This window comes from Nocardia sp. NPDC055053 (assembly GCF_053608285.1).
Genome location: NZ_JBSGVD010000027.1, coordinates 17,775 through 36,304, shown reverse-complemented (window position 1 = coordinate 36,304; position 18,530 = coordinate 17,775). Strand labels below are relative to the sequence as shown.

The 18,530-nt window shown below is 70.8% G+C and carries 18 protein-coding genes; 10 read left to right on the top strand and 8 right to left on the bottom strand.

The annotated features are described in order from the left end of the window. Positions 1 to 80 precede the first annotated feature (80 nt). From ACWF82_RS24670 to ACWF82_RS24655, 4 genes are all read left to right on the top strand, one after another. The gene (locus ACWF82_RS24670) at positions 81 to 1,391 is read left to right on the top strand and encodes an NAD(P)/FAD-dependent oxidoreductase (RefSeq protein WP_452504766.1); all 1,311 of its coding nucleotides are present in this window, start codon (positions 81 to 83) and stop codon (positions 1,389 to 1,391) included. After that, positions 1,388 to 2,110: a DUF1365 domain-containing protein gene (locus ACWF82_RS24665; protein ID WP_452504764.1), complete on the top strand. Its 723-nt coding sequence runs from the start codon at positions 1,388 to 1,390 to the stop codon at positions 2,108 to 2,110. Before ACWF82_RS24670 ends, ACWF82_RS24665 begins: the two co-directional genes overlap by 4 nt. Then, positions 2,107 to 3,348 (top strand): class I SAM-dependent methyltransferase, encoded by a 1,242-nt coding sequence (locus ACWF82_RS24660; protein ID WP_452504762.1) that lies wholly within the window; start codon positions 2,107 to 2,109, stop codon positions 3,346 to 3,348. Before ACWF82_RS24665 ends, ACWF82_RS24660 begins: the two co-directional genes overlap by 4 nt. 61 nt (positions 3,349 to 3,409) lie before the next feature. Then, a complete protein-coding gene (locus tag ACWF82_RS24655; protein WP_452504759.1) occupies positions 3,410 to 4,402 on the top strand; it encodes an SDR family NAD(P)-dependent oxidoreductase in 993 nt (330 codons plus the stop codon). A 60-nt stretch (positions 4,403 to 4,462) separates the two neighbouring features. Here ACWF82_RS24655 and ppnP read toward each other — a convergent pair whose 3' ends face one another. The 6 genes from ppnP to sucB form a co-directional block, all read right to left on the bottom strand. After that, entirely contained in the window at positions 4,463 to 4,774 is a 312-nt protein-coding gene (gene ppnP, locus ACWF82_RS24650) for a pyrimidine/purine nucleoside phosphorylase (protein ID WP_379307253.1), read from the bottom strand. A gap of 73 nt (positions 4,775 to 4,847) precedes the next feature. Next, a complete protein-coding gene (gene lipA / locus ACWF82_RS24645) occupies positions 4,848 to 5,870 on the bottom strand; it encodes a lipoyl synthase (RefSeq protein WP_452504757.1) in 1,023 nt (340 codons plus the stop codon). Next, a complete protein-coding gene (gene lipB, locus ACWF82_RS24640) occupies positions 5,867 to 6,619 on the bottom strand; it encodes a lipoyl(octanoyl) transferase LipB (protein ID WP_452504755.1) in 753 nt (250 codons plus the stop codon). The genes lipA and lipB overlap by 4 nt, the downstream gene beginning before the upstream one ends. 53 nt (positions 6,620 to 6,672) lie before the next feature. Next, a complete protein-coding gene (locus ACWF82_RS24635; RefSeq protein WP_452504753.1) occupies positions 6,673 to 7,176 on the bottom strand; it encodes an N-acetyltransferase family protein in 504 nt (167 codons plus the stop codon). Further along, complete coding sequence (locus ACWF82_RS24630; RefSeq protein ID WP_452504752.1) at positions 7,176 to 8,081, bottom strand: TIGR01777 family oxidoreductase; 906 nt, start codon at positions 8,079 to 8,081, stop codon at positions 7,176 to 7,178. The genes ACWF82_RS24635 and ACWF82_RS24630 overlap by 1 nt, the downstream gene beginning before the upstream one ends. Before the next feature lie 18 nt (positions 8,082 to 8,099). Continuing rightward, entirely contained in the window at positions 8,100 to 9,851 is a 1,752-nt protein-coding gene (gene sucB / locus ACWF82_RS24625) for a 2-oxoglutarate dehydrogenase, E2 component, dihydrolipoamide succinyltransferase (protein ID WP_452504750.1), read from the bottom strand. Positions 9,852 to 10,109: 258 nt separating this feature from the next. Between sucB and ACWF82_RS24620 the strand changes: the two genes are divergently transcribed. Further along, on the top strand, positions 10,110 to 10,454 hold the full coding sequence (locus ACWF82_RS24620) for an oxidoreductase (protein WP_452504748.1): 345 nt from the start codon (positions 10,110 to 10,112) through the stop codon (positions 10,452 to 10,454). Here ACWF82_RS24620 and ACWF82_RS24615 read toward each other — a convergent pair whose 3' ends face one another. Together ACWF82_RS24615 and ACWF82_RS24610 are read right to left on the bottom strand one after the other, a co-directional pair. After that, on the bottom strand, positions 10,455 to 11,966 hold the full coding sequence (locus ACWF82_RS24615) for a leucyl aminopeptidase (protein WP_452504746.1): 1,512 nt from the start codon (positions 11,964 to 11,966) through the stop codon (positions 10,455 to 10,457). It abuts the gene before it with no gap. 9 nt (positions 11,967 to 11,975) lie between these two features. After that, the gene (locus ACWF82_RS24610) at positions 11,976 to 12,788 is read right to left on the bottom strand and encodes a TetR family transcriptional regulator (protein ID WP_452504744.1); all 813 of its coding nucleotides are present in this window, start codon (positions 12,786 to 12,788) and stop codon (positions 11,976 to 11,978) included. Between the two features lie 89 nt (positions 12,789 to 12,877). Here ACWF82_RS24610 and ACWF82_RS24605 point away from each other — a divergent pair, with 89 nt between their 5' ends. From ACWF82_RS24605 to ACWF82_RS24585, 5 genes are all read left to right on the top strand, one after another. Continuing rightward, positions 12,878 to 13,489 carry a GNAT family N-acetyltransferase gene (locus ACWF82_RS24605; RefSeq protein WP_452504742.1) on the top strand — a complete coding sequence of 204 codons (612 nt, stop codon included), beginning with the start codon at positions 12,878 to 12,880 and terminating at the stop codon, positions 13,487 to 13,489. Positions 13,490 to 13,696: 207 nt separating this feature from the next. Beyond that, complete coding sequence (locus ACWF82_RS24600) at positions 13,697 to 14,488, top strand: hypothetical protein (protein WP_452504740.1); 792 nt, start codon at positions 13,697 to 13,699, stop codon at positions 14,486 to 14,488. After that, entirely contained in the window at positions 14,485 to 15,570 is a 1,086-nt protein-coding gene (locus ACWF82_RS24595) for a hypothetical protein (RefSeq protein WP_452504738.1), read from the top strand. The genes ACWF82_RS24600 and ACWF82_RS24595 overlap by 4 nt, the downstream gene beginning before the upstream one ends. After that, complete coding sequence (locus ACWF82_RS24590; RefSeq protein ID WP_452504736.1) at positions 15,567 to 17,048, top strand: hypothetical protein; 1,482 nt, start codon at positions 15,567 to 15,569, stop codon at positions 17,046 to 17,048. The genes ACWF82_RS24595 and ACWF82_RS24590 overlap by 4 nt, the downstream gene beginning before the upstream one ends. After that, complete coding sequence (locus ACWF82_RS24585) at positions 17,045 to 18,346, top strand: AAA domain-containing protein (RefSeq protein WP_452504735.1); 1,302 nt, start codon at positions 17,045 to 17,047, stop codon at positions 18,344 to 18,346. The genes ACWF82_RS24590 and ACWF82_RS24585 overlap by 4 nt, the downstream gene beginning before the upstream one ends. Positions 18,347 to 18,530: the final 184 nt, after the last annotated feature.

The following is an 18,530-nucleotide window of genomic DNA, read 5'->3' as shown; positions in this document are numbered from 1 at the left end:
GCCGCGCACCAAACGATGCATAATTGATTCAATTCGGGTGGATCGGCCATCCGTAGTCCGGGGACGACCGGAGGAATCGCATGAACGCATCGAACGGGCATCGACGGGTCGCGGTGATCGGCAGCGGAGTCGCCGGGCTGACGGCCGCCTGGGTACTCGCCCGCTCGGCCGAGGTCACGCTCTACGAGGCCCAAGGCCGCCTCGGCGGGCACGCCGACACGCACCGCGTGGTCGCGGGCAACGGTGAAACCCTCGGTGTGGACACCGGATTCATCGTGCACAACGACCGCACCTACCCGACGCTGCGGCGGCTGTTCGGCGAACTCGGCATCGCCACCGGGGAGACCGACATGAGCCTGTCGGTGCGCTGCGACGGCTGCGGGCTCGAATACGCCGGAGCGCGCGGGCTGCCGGGTCTGTTCCCGCGTCCCGGGCAGCTGGTGCGGGGGCGGTATCTGCGGCTGCTCGCCGAGGTGCCGCGATTCCACCGCCTGGCCCGCGCCGAACTCGCCACGGCCGCGGCCGAACGCACGGTGGCCGAGTTCCTGGCCGACGCCGGATTCTCCGTCTACTTCCGCAGCCACTTCCTTGCGCCGCTCATCGCGGCGGTCTGGTCGTGCGATCCGCGCACCGCGCTGCGCTATCCGGCCCGCTACCTGTTCACCTTCCTCGACCACCACGGCATGCTGACGGTGTTCGGCTCACCCACCTGGCGCACGGTCACCGGCGGATCGGCGACCTATGTCGCGGCGGTCGCCGAACGCCTGCACCGGGTCCAGGTGGCCACCCCGGTGCGGGCGCTGCACCGGCATCCGGACGGGGTCACCGTCCGCACCGCCGACGACGGCGTCGACGAGTTCGACGCCGCGGTGGTCGCGACCCATCCGCAGGAGGCGCTGGCCCTGCTCGCCGAGCCGACCGCCGCCGAACGCGACATCCTCTCGGCGATGCCCTATTCGGTGAATCACACCGTCCTGCACACTGATTCCCGCCTGCTGCCGCGCGCCGCCGGTGCCCGCGCGTCCTGGAACTACCGCCTGCCCGCCTGCGCCGCCGAACCCGACCGCGTCCTGGTCACCTACGACCTCACCAGGCTCCAGCGTCTCGATGACACCGGCGACCGGCGCTTCCTGGTCACCCTGGGCGACGGCGACCGGATCGATCCCGGCGCGGTGCTGGACACGATGACCTACGAACACCCGCTCTACACCCCGGAATCGGTGGCCGCCCGCACCCGTGCCGGGGAACTCGGCTGCGCGCGAACGGCTTTCGCGGGCGCCTATCACGGGTGGGGTTTCCACGAGGACGGCGCGCTGTCGGGACTGCGCGCCGCCGAGCGGCTGGGCGGGCGCTGGACGGGACCGGTGCCCGAGCTGGTGGCGGCCTCGTGACCGCGCGCCTGATCCGCACCGACATCCGGCACACCCGGCTGGCGCCGATCCGGCACGCCTTCCGCTATCGCGGGCACAGCTGGCTCGTCGATCTGGACCGGCTGCCCCGGGTGCCATGGTGGCTGCGCCTGTTCGCGGGCTTCGACGCGGGTGACCACCTGGGCGAACGCGGCGGCTCGCTGCGGGCCACCGTCGACGGGTACCTGGCGACCCAGGGCATCGATCTGCGGGGTGGGCGGGTGCTCATGCTGACCGGCGCGCGTTCCGTCGGGTACGCCTTCGATCCGCTGACGCTGTACTGGTGCCGTGACCGCACCGGCGCGCCGGTGTGCGTGATCGCCGAGGTGCGCAACACCTATGGCGGCGCGCACCGCTACCTGCTGCGGCCCGACGAGAACGGCCACGCCCGGGTCGGCAAGGAGTTCTACGTCTCGCCGTTCAACCCGGTGGCGGGCGAGTACCGGCTGCGCGTGCCCGAGCCGGATTCCGCGCTGCGGGTATCGATCACGCTGGTGACCGACCGGCCGATCTTCGTCGCCACCGTCGTGGGCCGGTGCGTGCCCGCCACCACCGGCGCGATCGCGCGCGCCGTGCTGACCGATCCGATTCCGCCGCTGCTCGTGGCCGCGCGTATCCGCTGGCAGGGCGTGCTGCTCTGGGCGCGGGGACTGCCGGTCGTGCCGCGTCCGGTGGCCGTGCCCGAGGAGGCGCTCCGATGACGACCGTGGACACCACCGCGAATCCCGCTGTGCCGGAGCGGGACCGGTGGCCGGACCTGGCGGTGCCGCGCGGCCTGCGGGCAGGTGTGTCGGCGATGGCCGTCGACCTGCTGATCCGCCGCCTGACCCGGCGGCTGCCGTTGGCCGTGCGCTATCCCGACGGCACCGTCGTCGGCGCGCCCGCCGGGGTGCCGTGCCTGGTGCTGCGCCGGCCCGGCGATTTCGCCGCCCGGGTCGGCGCCGCCGGACTCATCGGTTTCGGTGAGTCGTACATGGCCGGTGACTGGGACGCGCCCGATCTCGTGGGCGTGCTGACCGTGCTCGCGACCCACATCGACGAGCTGGTACCGAGTCCGCTGGCCCGGCTGCGCCGCCTCTACGTCGCCGGACATCCAGCCGCCGAACGCAATTCCGAGGACAACACGCGCGGCAACATCGCCCGGCACTACGACCTGTCCAACGACTTCTTCGGGCTGTTCCTCGACGAGACCATGACCTATTCGGCCGCGTTGTTCACCGGTCCGTCGGACGATCTCGCCACCGCCCAGCGTGCCAAGATCGACCGCCTGCTCGACCGCGCGCACGTGCGATCCGGCACCCGGTTGCTCGAAATCGGCACCGGCTGGGGCGAACTCGCGGTCCGGGCGGCCGAGCGCGGCGCGCGCGTGCACACCGTGACGCTGTCCACCGAACAGCGGACGGCGGCCCGGACCCGGGTGGCGGCGGCCGGACTGGCGGAGCGGGTGCGGGTGGACCTGCTCGACTACCGAAGGGTGCGCGGCACGTACGACGCCGTCGTCTCGGTGGAGATGATCGAGGCGGTCGGATACGAGTACCTCGACACGTATTTCGACACCATCGGCCGGGTGCTGGCGCCGGGCGGCCGGGCCGCGATCCAGGCCATCACCATGCCGCACGAGCGCATGCTCGCCACCCGGCACACCTACACCTGGATCCAGAAGTACATCTTCCCCGGCGGATTCCTGCCGTCGGTGCGGGCCATCGAGGAATCCGTCGCGCGCGGTACGGATCTGCGTGTGCGCGAGGAGTTCTCGATGGGCGCGCAGTACGAGCGCACTCTGCGAGCGTGGCGGGAACGGTTCGAGGGCGCGCGGGCGGAGGTCGGCGCACTGGGATTCGACGAGACGTTCGTGCGGATGTGGCGGCTGTATCTGGCGTACTCGGAGGCGGGTTTCCGGTCCGGGTACCTCGACGTCGGGCAGTTCGTCCTCGCGTAGTTCGGTTCAGCGGCCGAGAGTTGAAACGTTTATGCATCGTTTAGCGCGGTAGTCTGGGAATATGACCGTGAAAACCGGGAAAAACGATGCGAGCTTCGAGCCGTCCTTCGTCGACGCGCTGCTGGACCGGACGGTACTGCCCGGCTACAGCAGGCTCGGGATCGCGCTACGGCGACGCTCCTGGCCCGCCGCCGATCCGGCTCCCGACGCGCTCCGTGGGCGGCGCGCCGTGATCACCGGGGCCAACAGCGGGATCGGGCTGGCCGTCGCGGACGGGCTGGCGGAGCTGGGAGCCTCGGTGGTGCTGGCGGTCCGCAGCACACGGCGAGGCGAGGACGCGGCGGCCGGACTCCGGCGACGGCATCCCGGCGCGGCGGTGACCGTGGTGGAATGCGATGTCGCCGAACCTGATTCGGTGCGGCGCTGCGCCGGCGAACTCGGTGAGACGCCGATCGATGTCCTCGTGCACAACGCGGGCGTGCTCTCGGCGCAACGCCGGGAGACCAGCACCGGGCACGAACTCACCTTCGCCACCCACGTGCTCGGGCCGCTGCTGCTGACCGAGCTGGTCCGTCCGCTGCTCGCGGCCGCGCACGGGGCCCGGGTCGTGCTGATGTCCTCGGGTGGGATGTACGCCCAGCCGCTGGTGACCGACGACCCCGACTACCGGCGCGGCGAATACCGGGGCGCGCGGGCCTACGCGCGCACCAAACGGATGCAGGTCGCGCTGACCCCGCTGCTGGCCGCGGAGTTCGCCGAGGAGCGGATCGGGGTGCACGCCGTGCACCCGGGCTGGGTCGACACCCCCGGCATCGCGGACGCGCTGCCCCGGTTCCGTCGCCTCACCCGGCCGCTGCTGCGGACCCCGGCCGAGGGCGCCGATACCGCGATCTGGCTCGCCGCCACCGCGCGGCCGGTGCCGTCGGGCCGGTTCTGGCACGATCGCCGGGTCCGCCCGCTGCACCTGCGGCGCCGCACCCGATACACCGAGGCCGAGGCCGCCGCGCTGTGGCGGGACTGCCGGGCGATGATCGGCGCGCCGGAGCCGATGTGACCGGCCGACACGACGAAGGGCGGCGGCTCCGCTGAGCCACCGCCCTTCGCGAGGTATCGATCAGCCGAAATGGCAGACGTAGTGCAGGGTTTCGACGACCTCGATGTCGAAGGCGCTGTTGCCGGGGACCGAGAACGACTCGCCACCGCGGAAGGTCTTCGGCTCGGTCTCGCCGGGGAGAGTCACCTTCGCCTCGCCCTCGATGAGCTCCATGATCTCCGGGGCACCGGTGGTGAAGGTCAGGGTGGCGGGCAGGATCACGCCGACGGACTTCGAGGTGCCGTCGGGCAGCTCGATGTTGTGGCTGACGCACTTACCGTCGAAATAGACGTTGGCCTTCTTGACGACGGAGACGTTCTCGAACTTCGACATGGGTCCTTCCGGGGGTGAGGGGACCCTTAGTCTACTGAGGGGCCAGGGCTCACCGAGCCCTGGCCCGGCGTGGTCAGCTGCCGTAACGGGCCAGGACCGAGCTGGCTTCCTGGGAGGCGGTGCCTTCCTGGGCCAGGTGGGCCATCGCCTCGGGGATCTCGCGGCCGTGGTGGGCCATGGCCTGGGCGTAGAGGCGGCCCGCGCGGTAGGAGGAGCGGACCAGAGGGCCCGCCATGACGCCGGCGAAGCCGAGGTCTTCGGCGACCTTGGAGTGTTCGACGAACTCCTCGGGCTTGACCCAGCGGTCGACGGGGTGGTGGCGGGGGGACGGGCGCAGGTACTGGGTGATGGTGAGGATGTCGCAGCCTGCTTCGTGCAGGTCGCGCATCGCTTCGGTGACCTCTTCGGGGGTTTCGCCCATGCCGAGGATGAGGTTGGACTTGGTGACCAGGCCTGCCTCGCGGGCGGCGGTGATGACGGCCAGGGAGCGCTCGTAGCGGAAGGCGGGGCGGATGCGCTTGAAGATGCGCGGCACCGTCTCCAGGTTGTGGGCCAGGACCTCGGGGCGGGTCGAGAAGACCTCGGCGAGCTGGTCGGGGTCGGCGTTGAAGTCGGGGATGAGCAGCTCGACGCCGGTGCCGGGGTTGAGTGCCTTGATGGCGCGCACGGTTTCGGCGTAGAGCCAGGCGCCGCCGTCGTCGAGGTCGTCGCGGGCGACGCCGGTGATGGTGGAGTAGCGCAGGCCCATGGCCTGAACGCTCTCGGCGACGCGGCGGGGCTCGTCGCGGTCGAGGGCGGCGGGCTTGCCGGTGTCGATCTGGCAGAAGTCGCAGCGGCGGGTGCACTGCTCACCGCCGATGAGGAAGGTGGCCTCGCGGTCCTCCCAGCATTCGAAGATGTTGGGGCAGCCCGCTTCCTCACAGACCGTGTGCAGGCCTTCGCGTTTCACCAGGCCCTTGAGCTCGGTGTATTCGGGGCCCATGGTGGCGCGGGTGCGAATCCACTTGGGTTTGCGCTCGATCGGGGTCTCCGCGTTGCGCGCTTCGATGCGCAGCAGCTTGCGTCCGGCGGGGGCAGAGGCGTCTACGGAGGTCACTGAACCGACTCTACGCTCGGGGCCACGGCGTCCGCGGCGATGGTGGTGCGATCAATATCATGCGGCTGAACGGGAATTTCGCCGTCGAGAGCGGAAACAATAGCGGTCGCGACGAGAGGCTTGATTTCGGCGACGGTGACTTCACGGCCCAGTTCCCGGGTCAGCGTGGTGACGCCGGCGTCCTTGATGCCGCACGGCACGATCGCCTGGAATCCGTCGAGCGCGGAATTGCAGTTCAGCGAGATGCCGTGCAGGGCGACGCCGCGCTGCACCCGCACACCGATCGCGGCGATCTTGCGCTCGGCGAACCACTCGGTGGCGGGCAGCCACACGCCCGAGCGGCCCTCGATCCGGCCGCACTCGATCCCGAGGCCGGACACGACCTGGATCAGCGCCTCCTCCAGGCGCCGGACGTACTGCACGACGTCGACCGGCTCGGCCAGGCGGATGATCGGATACCCGACCAGCTGGCCCGGACCGTGCCAGGTGATCTTGCCGCCACGGTCGACCTGCACCACCGGACTACCGTCGATCGGCAGGTCCTCGGCCTCGGTGCGGCGGCCCGCGGTGTAGACCGACGGATGCTCGAGCAGGAGCAGCCGGTCGGCGCCTTCGCCTGCGGCGCGCTCGTCGGCGATCTGCCGTTGCAGCTCCCAGGCGGCGTTGTATTCGATGAGTCCGAGATCCTCGACCACGATCGGGGTCGAATCGAATCGAGCGGACGCGGTGGGGCGCGTGTCGTTCACCATCCTGACGTTACGCCCCGGGGCCGACGGCGGCGCAGACCGGTCGTCGCCGCCGGTCACGGCTCGACCGGGAAGTTTCGCTGCATGAGCGTCAGGTCCATCCAGCGGTCGAATTTGCGGCCGACTTCCGGGAGCTCGCCGACGGTGCGGAAGCCGAAGCGTTCGTGCAGGGTGATCGACGCGGCGTTGCCGGATTCGATGGCGGCGATCATGGCGTGCACGCGGCCGGAATCGGTGGCGCGGGCGATCAACTCGGTGAGCAGGGCGGTGGCAACGCCGCGGCGCTGGAAGCGGTGGTCGACGTAGACGGAGTTCTCGACGGTGAAGCGGTAGCCGGATTTGGGGCGCCACTGGCCGTAGGAGGCGTAACCGGCGACCTCGCCGTCGATCTCGGCGATCAGGATCGGCATGCCCGCGGCGGTGCGGTCGGCGAACCAGGTGATGCGGTCGTCGAGGTCTACCTCGTCGGTGTCCCAGATCGCGGTCGACTCGGCGATATTGGTGTTGTGGATCGCGAGAACGGCGGGGAGATCGGCCTTGTCGGCGTCGCGGATGAACATCAGTGCGCTCCGGTGCGTGCGACGGTGGCGGCCAGGGCGGCGCCGATCGTCGGGTGCTGGAAGGTGTAACCGGCCTGCTCCAGCGCGGCCGGGATGGCACGGGGACCGTGCAGGATCGCCTCGTCGGCGAGCTCGCCGACCAGCGCGCGCAGGGCGAAACCGGGGATGATGAACGGGGCGGGGCGGTGCACGGCGCGGCTCAGGGCCCTGGTGAATTCCGCGTTGGTGACCGGGGCGGGGCCCGTGAAGTTGATCGGGCCGGAGATCTCGGGATGGGTGAGCGCGAAGGTGATGGCGCCGACCTCGTCGTCGAGGGAGATCCACGGCGTGTACTGGCGGCCGCTGCCGAGGCGTCCGCCCAGACCGAGCCAGTACAGCGGGTGCAGCATGCTCAGCATGCCGCCGTTGCGAGCCAGCACCACCGCGCTGCGCACCAGGACGGTGCGCACCCCGGCGGAGGCGGCCGGTTCCGTGGCGGCTTCCCAATCGCGGCACAGGGTCGCGAGGAAACCGGTTCCGGCGGGCGATGTCTCGTCGACGACCGTGTCACCGGTGTCGCCGCCGTAGTAGTGCACGCCGCTGGCGTTGACCAGCGTCGGCACCCCCGCGGCGGCGACCGCGGTGGACAGTACGTCGGTGGGGGTGATGCGGCTGTCGCGCAGCTCCTGCTTGTAGCCGCCGTTCCAGCGACGCGCGCCGATGCTCGCGCCGCAGAGATTCACCGCCGCGTCGGCCCCGCGCAACGCCCGCTCGTCGAGCCGGGCGCGTGCGGGATCCCACGCGAATTCGTCCGGCCCGCCGGGGGCGCGGCGCACCAATCGCGACACCTCGTGCCCGTCGCGGCGCAGAGCCGCGACGAGCGCTGTCCCGATCAGCCCGGACGAACCGGCGATCACCACCTTCATAACTGTCGAATTCCTCGACTACAGACCGAGATCGGCCTCGAACGCCGCCTCTTCCAGCCGATGCTTGATGGTGGTGAGGAAGCGACCGGCGTCGGCACCGTCGATGAGACGGTGATCGTAGGTCAGCGGCAGGTACACCATCGAGCGGACACCGATGGACTCGCCACCGGCCTCGTCGGTCACCACCACCGGGCGCTTGACGATCGCGCCGGTGCCGAGCATGCCCGCCTGCGGCGGGAGCAGGATCGGGGTGTCGAACAGCGCGCCCTCGCTGCCGATATTGGTGATGGTGAAGGTGCCACCGGCCAGCTCGTCCGGCTTCAGGCCACCGGTGCGGGCGCGGTTGGCGATGTCGGCGATCGCGCGGGCCAGCCCGGCCAGCGACAGGTCGCTGGCGTTGTGGATGACCGGCGAGAGCAGACCCTGCTCGGTGTCGACCGCGATACCGAGGTGCACCGACGCGTGGTAGGTGATCTCCTTGGTGTCCTCGTTGTAGGAGGCGTTCACGTTCGGGTGCACACCGAGTGCCTCGACGACGGCCTTCGCGAAGAACGGCAGGTACGTCAGGTTGACGCCCTCACGGTTCTTGAACGAGGCCTTCGCGAGCTGACGCAGATGCGCGATCTTGGTGACGTCGGCCTCGTGGACCTGGGTCAGCTGCGCGGTGGTCTGCAGCGATTCGCGCGTCTTGGTCGCGGTGATCTGCCGGATCCGGTTGGCCTTCTGCGTGGTGCCGACCAGACCGGCCAGCTTCGGCGCGGCGGCCTGCTTGGCCGGAGCGGCGGGCGCGGCAGCGGCCGGAGCCGGAGCCGCGGCGGGCGCCTTCTTGGCCTCGGCGGCGGCGAGCACGTCCTGCTTGCGGATACGGCCGCCCACACCGGAACCGGTGAGGGTCGCCAGGTCGACATTGTTCTCCTCGGCCAGCTTGCGGACCAGCGGGGTCACATACGGCGAGCTGCCGTTGGCGGAGGACGCCGGAGCGGGGGCCTTCGCCGGAGCAGGCGCGGGGGCCGGAGCCGGAGCGGGGGCCGGAGCAGCGGCGGCGGGCGCCGGTGCCGGGGCAGGCGCGGGAGCCGGTGCCGGGGCAGGCGCGGGAGCCGGTGCCGGAGCGGGCGCCGGGGCAGGTGCGGGAGCCGGAGCGGCCGCGGGCGCACCGCTGCCGATCACACCCAGCTGGCCACCGACGGCGATGACGTCGTCTTCCTGCGCGGAGATCTCGAGCAGCGTGCCCGCGACGGGCGAGGGGATCTCGGTGTCGACCTTGTCGGTGGACACCTCGAGCAGCGGCTCGTCGACCGCGACGGTGTCACCCACGGCCTTCAGCCACCGGGTCACCGTGCCTTCGGTCACCGACTCGCCCAGCTCGGGCATCTTGACGGACGTGCCGGACGCAGCGGCGGCCGGAGCGGACTCGGGGGCGGCGGCCGGAGCCTGCGCCGCGGGGGCGGGCTCGGGAGCCGGAGCGGGCTCGGGCGCGGATTCGGCAGGTGCGGCAGCAGGCGCGGGAGCGGGAGCGGCGGCGGGGGCTTCGCCGGCGTCGCTGATCACACCGAGCTCACCGCCGACCTCGACGATGTCGTCTTCCTGAGCGACGATCTTCGACAGCACACCGGCAGTGGGCGACGGGATCTCGGTGTCGACTTTGTCGGTGGAGACTTCGAGCAGCGGTTCGTCGACCTCGACCGTGTCTCCTTCCTGCTTCAGCCACCTGGTCACCGTTCCCTCGGTGACGCTCTCACCAAGAGCCGGCATCTGGACGGAGAAGGCCATGTCCTCTGTCTCCTCTGACTGTTAGACGGGTAATACAACAGTGCTTCGACCCCGGCAGACACCCGTCGCGGGTCGCGGCGTACGTCCACCCCGCCGCAACGAGCGAGGCGTCCGGGAATCGTCGGTTTCTTGTTCCGGCAACCATCCTTGCACTCGCTCGCCGACGACGTAGACCAGGGCGGCAATCCGGGCAGAGCTGGCACCATGGAATGTGCGGCGGTGAGCAGAATTCCGTCGGAGCGCAGGAGGTTGTTACCGGTGGGTTTGCTGGATCGTTTCCGCGGCGCGCGCGGCAGGAGCAGGACAGTCGCCCGTGACAGCGCGTCGGAGATCGCCGCGCTCGGCGAGTGGGCGCGAGCGCGGCGCGGCGTCGAAGCGTTCGTCGAACCGAAAACCACTGTGACCGATGTCACAGCGGTTTTGGTGGCCGCGGACGGCGAATGGACGCGGCGCATCGTCGGTGAACGCGGCGCGCGACGACTGGCCGGTGCGCTGAAGATCCCGGTCTACGACGTCAATCGCACCGGCTATCCGCAGCGCATGCGCGACTACGACGCCCGCCGCCGCATCGAGCAGCGGCGGGCCCGTGAGCAGGAGCAGTGACTACTCCGCCCCGATCTCCTCGATCACCGTGATCAGGGTGCGCACCGGAACGCCGGTGCCGCCCTTGCCGATGTAGCCGAACGGTCCGCCGGTGTTGTAGGCCGGACCCGCGACGTCGAGATGCGCCCACTGCACACCCTCGGGCACGAACTCCTTGAGGAACAGTGCGGCCGAGAGCATTCCGCCCCACCGGTGCGCCGCGACGTTGGCCAGGTCGGCGACCTTGGAGTTGAGGTCGGTGCGCAGCTCGGCGGGCAGCGGCATCGCCCAGCCGTTCTCGCCGACCGCGCGCGAGACCGCCGCGACGCGATCGCGGAATTCGTCGGTGCCCATCACGCCGGGCGTGCGGGTGCCGAGCGCGACCATCTGCGCGCCGGTGAGGGTGGCGACATCGATCAGGTAGTCGGGCTCGTCCTCGGCGGCGCGCACGATCGCGTCGGCCAGGATGAGACGGCCCTCGGCATCGGTGTTGAGCACCTCGACGGTGGTGCCGCCGTACTGGGTGAGCACGTCGCCGGGACGCTGCGCGGTTGCCGACGGCATGTTCTCGGCCATCGGGACGGTCGCGGTGACGGTGACCGGCAGGCCGAGGCGGGCCGCCAGCAGGGTGGTCGCGATGACCGCCGCGGCGCCTGCCATGTCGGAGGTCATGTTCTCCATGTTGGCCGCGGGCTTGATCGAGATGCCGCCGGTGTCGAAGGTGATGCCCTTGCCGACGAGCGCGATCTTCTTCGGGCCGCCCGCGTAGGTGATGCGCACCAGGCGCGGCGGGCGTGAGGATCCCTGGCCGACGGCGACGATGCCGCCGTAACCGCCTGCGGCGAGGGCGCCCTCGTCGAGGACCTCGACCTCGAGGCCCGCGGCCTCGGCGAGCACGCGGGCCCGGTCGGCGAACTCGGCCGGGTACAGCGCGCTCGGCGGGGTGTTGACGAAATCGCGTGCGGTGGCGACGGCCTCGGCGACCAGCTGGGCCCGCAGCAGTTCCAGGACGCCGAATTCCGGCGTGGGCACCAACAACTCGACGCGCAGCACCGGCTGCTCGTCCGGCTTCGGCGCGCTCTTGGCGGACTTGAAGGTGGTGAAGGTGTAGGCGCCGAGGTAGAAGCCCTCGGCCGCGGCGGCCAGGTCGACGCCGGAAAGAGTGGTCGCCACCAGTTCGGTGCCGCTGAGCGCGCGCCCGGCCACCCCGGCGCTGCGGCGCACCTGCTCGGCGTCGATCTTCTCGGCCGCGCCGAGGCCGACCGCGAGCACGCTGGTCACGTCGGCCAGCGCCGCCGGTGCGGGCACCCTGGTCAGTTCCTCGGGCTTGCCCTTGGCGCCGACCGCGCCGAGGGCATCCAGCAGTTCGGCCCGAACCTCGGCGGTGAGCACGTCGCCGAACAGGTCGGCGGGGACGATGGCCGGTCCGTTCTCCGAGGACGTCAATCCGATCACCAGCACATCGGTGTCCGGGCTGATGGTTTCGATGCGCGCCAATTCCGGTCCGAGTGAACGATCTGCAAGAGCTGTCATCGCCCCAGATTATTCGGTCGACCTTCGGTGCCGCATCGCGACGCCGTCGAGCAGCAGCCCGATACCGGTGGTGAGCAGTTCGTCGAAGTCCAGGTCGGGTCCGTGCGGCTCGGCGGCGAACATCCGGTGCAGGACCGGGCGGGCGCGCGGGTCGAGGAGTTCGGCGAGTTCGGCGCGCACCGGGTCGGTGCTCGCGAACGATGCCGCGTTGATGCTGTCGCCGCGATCGGTGCTCCACATCAGCGCCAGTCCCTGGACCATGCCGGAGTAGGCGAGGTAGATCGTGAGCATCTCGGCGCTGGTCAGGTCGAGTTCGTCGAGCGCGGCGAAGGCGCGTTCCAGCGAGTCGAGCAGGGCGGGGCCCAGCGGTGGCCTGGTCCGGGCGAGCACGGTGAGTATCCACGGATGCCGCCGGTAGAGCCGCCATTCCCCGTCGGCCTCGGTCGCCAGGGCCGCGCGCCAGTGTGGGGCCGGCGCGGGTACGGGCGTCTCCGCGAGCGCCAGCTCCGTCATCGCGGCCAGCAGGGCCTCGCGGTCGGGGAAGTGCCGGTACAGCGCGGCGGTGGCGACGCCGAGCTCGCCGGCCAGGCGGCGCATGGTGAGGCCGTCGAGCCCGTCCCGGTCGGCGACCTCGATCGCGGTGGCGGCGATATGCACCGGGGTCAGCCGGGTGGGGCGCGCGCGGCGCACCGGTGGGCGCCGATCCCGGCGTGCCCGATAGGCCCGGCCCTGGCACGAGCGCGAGCAATAGCGGCGCGCGCGTCCGCGGTCGGCCTGTTCCACCTCGCGTCCACAGTGCACGCACAGCGTCGATTTCCGCACACCAACCAGTGTGACGAAATCTTCGCAGTCGTGCCGTCCCGCTTCTAGGTTGGCGATTGAGAACGCTGTTCACGCAGGAGGAGAGACCGATGAAACCGCACGTCAGACAGGCCGGACCCGACGAGCTCGCCGCGGTGGCCGACGCCTTCGTCGCCGCGAGCCTGGACGAGGTCGTCTCGGCCTGGATCCGGGCGGGCGACCCAGTGGTCGACGAGGCCTACCGCACCACCTTCGGCCCGCAGTTCGTCGCCAAGGCCATGGCCGCGGACGAGGTGTGGGTGGCAGGCGACGGCGAGGACATCTGGGCGGTGTCGCTGTGGCAGACGGTCACCTCCGCCGACCGCCTCGCCGCCGAGGCCGCCGAGGCGCGTGAGCTGCTCGCCGCGGCGCCCGAGGTGGTGCCGTTCCAGCGGATGGCGGCGGTCTCGAGCCTGGTCGGCGCCGCGCATCCGCGCGAATTCCCGCACCGCTACCTGCACGTCATCGTCACGGTGCCCGAGCATCGCGGCAAGGGCGCGGGCGGTGCCATCCTCGCCGACCGGCTCGCGGCCTTCGCCGATGCGGGAGAAACGGCGTTCCTGGAAGCCAGTACGCAACGGTCCTCGCGGCTCTACGCCCGCAACGGTTTCGCGCACGAGGGCGAACCGATCGAACTACCGGACGGCGGGCCGACCCTGCTGCCCATGTGGTTCCGCGGCTGACCTGCACCGCGTGACGCGCGGTCGTCGGCACAATCCCCGTGGCCGCGCGCCACAGGCGCTGGCCACGACCGAGGTGCGTCACACCTGCACGACCTGCCGACGCCAGGCAGCCCGGGAGATCCTCGAATCCATCCTCTCGGCACAGCCTCAATGCTGAATACTGGTATTCACTGGACAATACTGGTAGCTGTGGATACGCTCCGACACGTGACGGACTCGGCCGAGGAGCTGGAGGCGCGCATCAGCGGTTTGCGCGCCGAGGTGCGCCGGGCCGCCGCGGCGGGAGACCGGGCTGGTGCGCGGCAGCTCAGGGCGGAACTGCGCAAGGCCGAAACCGAGTGGGACGTAGTGGTTCTCGGCTCGATCTCGGAGGTGCCGGAGCCGTCGGCAGCGCCCGCGGTGCCGGTGCGCGAACACGTGCATCGCGCGCTGACCCTGCTGTCGGTGCCGTCGTCGCCGAAACTGGTGCTGGCCACCCATGACGCCTTCTTCTCGGGCGAACTGGTGCCCGCCCGGCTGACCAGCCTGCGCCGCGACGAGGAGCGCTCGTTCCGCTCGGCCCCGTACGCGCGCCCGTACTACATCTGCGCGGCCCTCACCACGGACCTGCTGTCCCCGGCGCGCGGGGTGATGGCCGTGAGTTCGTGGCCGCTGGAGCGCCGGATGGTCGGTCCGCTGAGTCCGCGCGTCGACCTGCTGACCTCGGCGATCCGGCTGGCCGAACATCTTTCGGCGCAGCCTGCCGTGGCGCAGCCGGGTCTGCGCGTACTGTGGCGGCTCGCCGTGTCGATTCCGGGCGTCGCGGGCGCGCCGGACGCTCTCGATCCGGCGCGGGTGATCGAGGCCGCCCGGCGGGAGCTGGCGGTCCATGAAGACGAGGACGCGCGGCAGCGGAAAGCGGCCGCGCGCCGGGTGGGGGAGCAGCTGGCCGATCCGGCCGCACAACTATTCGGTGTTCGGCTCGGGGTGGCCGATCGGCGACGAATCGAGGTGAAATGAGCACTCTCGCAGCACAGTTGGACCAGTTGCGCGGCGCAGCGCCCGCGACAAGGCACAATGCCCGCACCATCGCCGCGCTGACGGCCAATCCCGGATGCGCCCGGCGCGCCCTGCTCGACGCGGCCGCGGTGGACAAGACCGTGATCGCCCAATCGCTCGGTTTTCCACCGCAGTTCGGTCAGTCCCAGTTCGCCATCACCCGCGGCAATGCCTTCGAATCGATGGTGAAGGCCAACGGCTGCGCCGAACTGCTGGCCCTGCTGCGCGACACCCTCGGCCTCACGATCCCCGAAGTCGCCTATCACGACCTGAACTCGGTCGGCGAGAACACCGGCAACGCCGTGCGCTACCAGCGCACCAGGCAGCTGCTGAAATCCACGATCGCCGCGGGCGACGGCACCCTGTTCGACCACCCGATGTTGCGCCTGGACATCGCGGGCGCCACCGCCTATCTGGAACCGGACGTGGTCGCCGTGCAGCTCGACGGCAAGTTCCATGTCGTCGAGATCAAGGCGTTCCCGGTGATCGACGGGCAGGCCGATCCGGCGCAGGTCGCGGCCGCCGCGCGCCAGTCCGCGGTGTATGTGATCGCCTTGCGCGAGTTGATGACCGAGATCGGCGAGTCACCGGAGCTGGTGTCGCACAACACCATCCTGGTGTGCGCGAAGGACTTCACCAACCGGCCCACCGCCACGTTGGTCGACCTGCGCAAGCAGCTCGCCGTGGTCTCCCGGCAGCTGACCAGGCTCACCGCCATCCCCGAGTTGCTCGAGCAGCTCCCGCCCGAGGCCACCTTCGCGCCGGGCGAGGATCTGGAGAAGACGATCGCCGCCATCCCGTCCCGGTACGCGCCGGAGTGCATGTCGAGCTGCGAGCTCGCCTTCGCCTGCCGCGACGAGGCCAGGACCTGCGGTTCGGTGGACGCGCTCGGCCGCGGCGTGTGCGACGAGGTCGGCGGCATCGACAACATCCACACGGTCCTCGGCCTGGCCGATGGAACCCTGGAACCGGGGCCCGAGCACGCCGATATCACCGCCATGCTGCGCACCGCGCACCGGTTGCGGCTGGAGATCGCGGGATGAGTGTGCTGTCGGCTCTCGCCAAGGCCGAGGCCGTCCGGTCGGGGCGCGCGCAGCCCACCGCGGCGGTACGGCATCTGCATCTCGCCGATCGGCCACTGGTCGCGATTCCGCTGCGGCTGGCCGGTGAGGCGGCGGCGCCGCTGGCGATCATGATCGGCGCCTCGCCCGGTGACCAGAATGTGCTGATCGTGCCGCAGCCGCGCGACCGGGTGCTGCGGTTGCGATTCATCGAGCAGCTGGCCGATGTCGTGCTGCCCTATCTTTCGTCGTTCCTGGCCGACAGCGAAGAACTCACCAGCAAAGCGGGCGAGACCTACACCCGCTGCCTGGACGCGCCCCAGCTGTGGACGCCGAACCAGGGCGGGGTGAATTTCCTGAAACTGCTGGGCCGCTCGGTGCGTTTCCACCGCACCGACGGCGACAACCCGGTGCCGGCATCGATTCCGCTGCTCGGCCGCTGGCTGACCTGGTTCGGCGATCGCGCCGAGCATCCCGGTTCCGCGGTGCTGCCCGCGATGACCTCGGTGCTGTCGACGCACTGGGCCTCGGGCCAATCCTCCCTGGAGGACGGCAATCTCGCCGCCCTGCTCGGCTGGATCGACCCGCCACGCGGGCTCACCGGCGCCGCAGCCGCCGCCATCGCCGAAGACCCGTTGCAGTCACCACCCGCGGGCCCGGCCACCGACCCCGGCTTCGACAACGAAGAGCTCGCGCCGTTGATCACCGCCTATAATGCCGCCGCGGACGACACCGCGAGATCCGTTGCCGCCGAACGACTCGAGCGATCCCTGCGCGGCCAGCTCGAACCCACCTGGCAGCTGATGTGGCGGGCGATCGAGTTGCTGCGGGCCTTGCCGCCGGGCGCCAGCGTCGAGAACCGGTGGACCGACGATCGCGGCGCGTTCTCCTACTTCGCGGCCGAGGTGGCGGAGGGAACGCCGCAGGCCCGTCGCGATCCCGCCGTGCGCGCGGTGCGCAGGCTGCTGCAACGTGAGCGGGCGCTGGAAGCGTTGCAGGCGCAGTGCGCGTTCGACGATCCGCTGCTCATGCTCGAACACCGGGTCACCGGAGCGGCCTTCCGCGGAACCGTCGTGCACAGCGAACCGGACCGCGTCGACCGGTCGGGCGCGCGCCCGAAACTGCGCCCGCACATTCATATTCGCACCACGGATCCGTTCACCGCGGTCATCGGCGAGGAACTGACCTGCGTCGAGCGGCCGAAACAGAGCGGGGTGGTGGTCGAGATCGACGGCGACAGCATCGTTCTCGAACTCTCGGGCGGCATGGGCCGCAAACTCGTCGCCGAACCGGGGAGCGTGCCCGAGGACGGCGAGAACCTCGGCTTCGCCCGGTTCAAGCCGTCACCGTTCAACGGACAGCTGAATCTGCCTGCCCGCGAAGACACTCCGTGGACCCACGGCGGCCCGCCGCCGGAATGGACACCGCACACCGACGACGACGGGGAGGACCTGCAGTGACCACGCCGGACGAGGCCGTCGCGGGCATCCTCACCGATCTGCGCGACGACAGCCATCGCGCGATCGTCGTCGACTCACCGCCCGGCGCGGGCAAATCCACCCTCGTGGTGCGCGCCGCCCGTCAGCTCGCCGAGGACGACGACCAGCGGATGATCGTCGCCCAGACCAACGAGCAGGTCGACGACCTCATCGACCGCCTGGCCGGCGCCGACCCCGCGCTGCGCATCGGCAGGCTCTCCAGCACCGCGTATGTGACCAGCGATCGCGTCGATCAGCACGAGAACGTCCGCGTCGCGACGAAACCCGGTGACCTAGCCGACGCGACGATCGTCATCGGGACAGCCGCCAAGTGGGCCACCATCACCGACGGCAGCTGGTCGCACGCGATCATCGACGAGGCCTACCAGATGCGCTCGGACATGTTGCTGCGCATCGCGAATCGCTTCGACCGCGGCCTGTTCGTCGGCGATCCCGGGCAGCTCGATCCGTTCGCCACGGTCGAGACCGCGCGCTGGGCCGGACTCACCTGGGATCCGACGATGAGCGCCGTCACCGTGATGCTGGCCAACAACGACAACATCCCCATCCACCGGCTCCCGGTGTCCTGGCGGCTGCCCGCCACCGCGGCCCCGGTCGTCTCGCAGGCCTTCTACCCCTTCACCGGGTTCGAGTCCGGCACCGGATTCGGCGACCGCCGAATGGATTTCACCACCCGTGGCCTGGGCGGCCCGATCGACGCGGTGCTGGAGGAGGCGGCCGCGTCGGGGTGGGGCTGGTACGAACTGCCTGCCCGGCACACCCTGCGCACCGATCGTGAGGCGGTGCACGCGATCGCCGCGATCGCCGCCAGGCTGATCGAGCGTGGCGCCACCGCGCATTCCGAATCGGGCAGCCGAGCGGTCACCACCGACCGCGTCGCGATCGGCACCGCGCACCGCGACCAGGCCGACGCCGTCCGCACCGCGCTGCGCGGCACCGCGGCCGAGCCGGTCACCGTCGACACCGCCAACCGGCTGCAGGGCCGCGAATACGACGTCACCCTGGTGCTGCACCCGCTGTCGGGCCGTCGCGACGCCAGCGCCTTCCACCTCGAGGCGGGCCGGTTGTGCGTGCTGGCCTCGCGGCACCGGCACGCGTGCATCCTCGTCGGCCGGGCCGGTATCCCCGAACTGCTCGATGCCCACCCGTCGGCCGAGCCGGTGCACCTCGGCGTTCCGGTGAAGTTCCCCGACGGCTGGGAGGCGAATCAGGCCGTGCTGAGTCATCTGTCACGGCACCGGGTGCGCGCGGCGAGCTGATCCGGGCGTCCCTTCCCGCCGAACTGCGGGTGCGGAGGCCGGGCACCGCGGGTGCCGGTAAGCTGCGAGTTTGCTTGGGGTATCCGCTCTTTGGGTTCGTTCACAAACCCCGCACCGGCGCGGCGGGTCGGTTAATCTCTGCGCGAAGACAAGCGTGCCGAATCGTCGGTTTTCGCCGATACGG